3 protein-coding genes are annotated in these 4,577 nt (G+C 74.4%); all 3 read left to right on the top strand.

Annotation, left to right across the window (positions count from 1 at the left end; genetic code table 11):
* The first annotated feature begins 198 nt into the window (after positions 1-198).
* Positions 199-1,809 (top strand): UxaA family hydrolase, encoded by a 1,611-nt coding sequence (locus KVT14_RS19740; RefSeq protein ID WP_217617222.1) that lies wholly within the window; start codon positions 199-201, stop codon positions 1,807-1,809.
* Between the two features lie 61 nt (positions 1,810-1,870).
* Positions 1,871-3,277: a cystathionine beta-synthase gene (locus KVT14_RS19735; RefSeq protein ID WP_217617221.1), complete on the top strand. Its 1,407-nt coding sequence runs from the start codon at positions 1,871-1,873 to the stop codon at positions 3,275-3,277.
* 193 nt (positions 3,278-3,470) lie between these two features.
* On the top strand, positions 3,471-4,577 hold a 1,107-nt coding region (locus KVT14_RS19730; RefSeq protein ID WP_306795872.1), incomplete at its 3' end, for a carbon starvation CstA family protein.

The raw sequence follows: 4,577 nt of genomic DNA, 5'->3' as shown, positions 1-4,577 counted from the left end.
TCGGCGGGCCGCGCGCCGTCGCGGCACCGCCCCGGCCGCGCCCTCCCGCGCCGCCGTGCACCCCGCGCCCCGCCGCACGACCACTGCCGAGCCCTGCCGCACGACTCCTCCCGCGCCCCGCCGCACGACCCCTGCCGCGCCCCGCCGCGCGACCCCCGCCGCGCCCCGCCCCCGACCGACCGACGGAAGGCCCGCCCGATGACCACCCGACCCGACCTGCTGGTGCTCCGCGAGGGCGACGACGTCGCGGTCGCGACCCGCGACCTCGCCCCGGGGGAGCACGCCGCGCCCGCCTCGGGCCCGGGCGTCCGGGTGCGGGACCGGGTGCCGCGGGGCCACAAGGTCGCGCTGCGCGCCGCCGCGACCGGCGCGCGGGTCCGCAAGTACGGCCAGGTGATCGGCGTCGCGACCGCCGACATCGCCCCGGGCGCGCACGTGCACGCGCACAACCTCGGGTACGAGGCGGGGGAGCGCCAGCACGAGCTCGGCGGCACGCGCACCGTGCTGCCCGTCCCGGACGGCCCGCGCCCCACGTTCCGCGGCTACCGCCGGTCGGACGGCCGGGTCGGCACGCGCAACTACCTGGCGATCCTCACGAGCGTGAACTGCTCGGCGTCGACCGCCCGGATGATCGCCGACGCGTTCCCGACGAGCGCGCTGGCCGCGTTCCCGCACGTCGACGGCGTGCTCCCGCTGACCCACCAGTCGGGCTGCGGGATGGTGCCGGAGAGCGAGGGCGGGCGGCTGCTGCTGCGGACCCTGCGCGGCTACGCGGCCCACCCCAACATCGGCGCGGTGCTCGTGCTGGGCCTCGGCTGCGAGATGCTCCAGCCGGAGCAGCTGTCCGCGCGCGACGGGGCCGGGGCGTTCCTCGGCATGCCGTCGGTCGGCGCGCCCGCGCCGGAGCCCGCGGGCGGCGGCCTGCTCGCGACGATCCCCGACGGCACGGTCGTGCGGAGCCTGACGATCCAGGACACCGGGGGTGTGCGCGCGACCGTGCGCGCCGGCGTCGAGGCGGTCCGGGAGATGCTGCCGGTGCTCGACCGGTGCCGGCGCGAGGAGGTCGACGTCCGGGAGCTCGTGCTGGGGCTGAACTGCGGCGGGTCCGACGGGTACTCGGGGATCACGGCGAACCCGGCGCTCGGGTGGGCCAGCGACCGGCTCGTCGCGTACGGCGGGACGTCGGCGCTCGCGGAGACCCCCGAGGTGTTCGGCGCGGAGCACCTGCTGACGCGGCGCGCGGTCGACGCCGGGGTGGCGAAGCGCCTGCTCGACCGGATCGCGTGGTGGCATAAGTACGCGGCGGCGGGGCAGGGGTCGCTGGACAACAACCCGTCGCCGGGCAACAAGGCCGGCGGTCTGACCACCATCCTGGAGAAGTCGCTCGGCGCGGTCGCGAAGGGCGGCCAGGCTGACCTCGCGGCGGTCTACGAGTACGCCGAGCCGATGGCGCCGCACCGGGGCTTCGTGTTCATGGACACGCCCGGCTACGACCCGGTGTCGGTGACCGGGCTGGTGGCGGGCGGCGCGAACGTCGTCGTGTTCACCACCGGCCGCGGCTCGGTGTTCGGCTGCCGCCCGACGCCGTCGATCAAGGTGGCCACCAATACGGCGGTGTACGAGCGCATGACCGAGGACATGGACCTCGACGCCGGGCCGATCGCCGCGGGCACGCGCACGGTCGCGGAGGTCGGCCAGGAGCTGTTCGACCGGATCCTCGCGGTCGCCTCCGGGGAGCCGACCGCGAGCGAGGAGCTCGGCATCGGCGTGGAGGAGTTCATCCCGTGGCACATCGGCACGGTCACCTGAGACCTAGGCTGGGGTCCCCCGGGGCCGTCGCCCGCCCCGCCCTTCGCCCTCTGGGAGACCCGTGAAGTACGCGCAGCACATCTCCGAGCTCGTCGGCGGCACCCCGCTGGTCCGGCTCAACGCCGTCACCGAGGGCCTCTCGGCGACGATCCTGGCCAAGGTCGAGTACTTCAACCCCGGCGGCTCCGCCAAGGACCGGATCGCGCTGCGGATGATCGAGGCGGCCGAGGCCTCGGGCGAGCTGCGCCCGGGCGGCACCATCGTCGAGCCGACCAGCGGCAACACCGGCGTCGGCCTGGCCCTGGTGGCGCAGCGCAAGGGCTACCGCTGCGTGTTCGTCTGCCCGGACAAGGTGTCGGAGGACAAGCGCGACGTGCTGCGCGCGTACGGCGCCGAGGTCGTCGTGACGCCCACCGCGGTGCCGCCCGACCACCCGGACTCGTACTACTCGGTGTCCGACCGGCTGGTGACGGAGATCGAGGGCGCCTGGAAGCCGAACCAGTACGCCAACGTCAACGGGCCCGCGAGCCACTACGCCTCCACCGGCCCGGAGATCTGGGCCGACACCGACGGCCGGGTCACGCACTTCGTCGCGGGCGTCGGCACCGGCGGCACGATCACCGGCACCGGCCGCTACCTGCACGACGCGTCCGCCGACCGCGCGGAGTCCGACGGCGGCCCGGTGCGGGTCGTCGGCATCGACCCGCTGGGCTCGGTGTACTCGGGCGGCGACGGGCGGCCGTACCTGGTCGAGGGCGTCGGCGAGGACTTCTGGCCCGCCGCCTACGACCCGGCGGTCCCGGACGAGATCATCGCCGTGTCCGACGCCGACTCGTTCGCGATGACCCGGCGCCTCGCCCGTGAGGAGGCCCTGCTGGTCGGCGGCTCCTGCGGCATGGCCGTCGAGGGCGCGCTGCGGCTGGCCCGCCGGCTCGAGGAGGAGGACCCAGCCGCGGCCGCGCGGGCGGTCATCGTGGTGCTGCTGCCGGACAGCGGCAAGGGCTACCTGTCCAAGATCTTCAACGACCGGTGGATGCGGTCCTACGGGTTCCTCGACACCGAGGCCGGCGCGACGGTCACCGACGTGCTGCGCACCAAGGACGGCAGCGTGCCGGCGCTCGTGCACACGCACCCCAACGAGACCGTCCGCGACGCCATCGAGATCCTCCAGGAGTACGGCGTCTCGCAGATGCCGGTCGTCGGCGCGGAGCCCCCGGTGAAGATCGGCGAGGTCGCCGGGTCGGTGTCCGAGCGCGAGCTGCTGGACGCGGTGTTCTCCGGGACGGCGTCGCTGTCCGACCGGGTCGACCGGCACATGGCGGCCGCGCTGCCGCTCATCGGGTCGGGGGAGTCGGTCGAGTCGGCGCGCGAGGCGCTGCAGAAGCACGACGCACTCATGGTGGTCGACGACGGGCAGCCCGTCGGCGTCCTCACCCGGCACGACCTGCTGGCGTTCCTGGCGCGCTGAGACCGTCCGCGGCGGCACGTGCGGCGCCCGGACCGCCCGCCCCGCAGGTTCGGGTGGCAGGCGCTTCCCGTCGCCCGTTAGGTTGACGGCGAGGCACAGGGGGCGCCTCGATCCCAGCCGCCGGGGCGCGTCGTCGCGCCCTCGTGCGGTCGAGCGCGCCCGCGTGCACGGCACGTGAGCGAAGGAGCTCGGCATGGCGCAGGCGACCGTCGAGGAGCAGGGCTACACCGACGAGGAACGGGCGCAGGTCGTCCGGGCGCAGGACGGGACGCCGGTCGGCGTCGTGCCGCGGCAACGCTGGACACCGCTGCGGATCGTCGTCTGGATCGCGATCTCGCTGGCGGGAGCCGTCGGCTGGACGATGCTCGCGGTCGTCCGCGGCGAGCAGGTCAACACGATCTGGTTCGTGGTGACGGCGGTCGCTACCTACGCGATCGCCTACCGGTTCTACGCGCTGTACGTGCAGCGCCGGATCATGCGGCCGGACGACACCCGGGCGACCCCGGCCGAGCGGGTCGACAACGGCCGCGACTTCGACCCCACCGACCGGCGCGTGCTCTACGGGCACCACTTCGCGGCCATCGCCGGCGCGGGACCGCTCGTCGGCCCGGTGCTCGCGGCGCAGATGGGCTACCTCCCCGGCACGCTCTGGATCATCCTCGGCGTGGTCGTCGCGGGCGGCGTGCAGGACATGCTCGTGCTGTTCTTCTCCACCCGGCGCGGCGGCCGGTCGCTCGGGCAGATGGCCCGCGACGAGATCGGGCGGTTCGGCGGCACGGTCGCGATGGTGGTCGTGTTCGTGATGCTGATGATCGTGCTGGCCGTGCTCGCGATGGTGTGCGTGAACGCGCTGGCCGAGAGCCCGTGGGGCGTCTTCTCCGTCGGCTGCACCATCCCGATCGCGCTGCTCATGGGCCTGTACCTGCGGTTCGTCCGGCCCGGCGCGGTCACCGAGGTGTCGGTCATCGGGTTCGTGCTGCTGATCGCGGCGATCGTCGGCGGCCGTTGGGTCGCCGAGTCGTCCTGGGGCGAGCACCTGCACCTGTCGCCGGTGACGCTGACCTGGGCGGTCGTGATCTACGGCTTCTTCGCCGCGGTCCTGCCGGTGTGGCTGCTGCTGACGCCCCGCGACTACCTGTCGACGTTCATGAAGGTCGGGACGATCCTCGTGCTGGCGGTCGGCATCGTGCTGGTGCGGCCGATCGCGCAGATGCCCGCCGTCACGGAGTTCGCCTCGAACGGCGAGGGCCCGGTGTTCGCGGGCGCGCTGTTCCCGTTCCTGTTCATCACCATCGCGTGC

It is taken from the genome of Cellulomonas sp. GbtcB1, assembly GCF_019091725.1.
Taxonomy (GTDB): Bacteria; Actinomycetota; Actinomycetes; order Actinomycetales; family Cellulomonadaceae; genus Cellulomonas.
The sequence above is the reverse complement of the archived record's forward strand: the minus strand, read 5'-3'. Positions and strand labels throughout refer to the sequence as shown.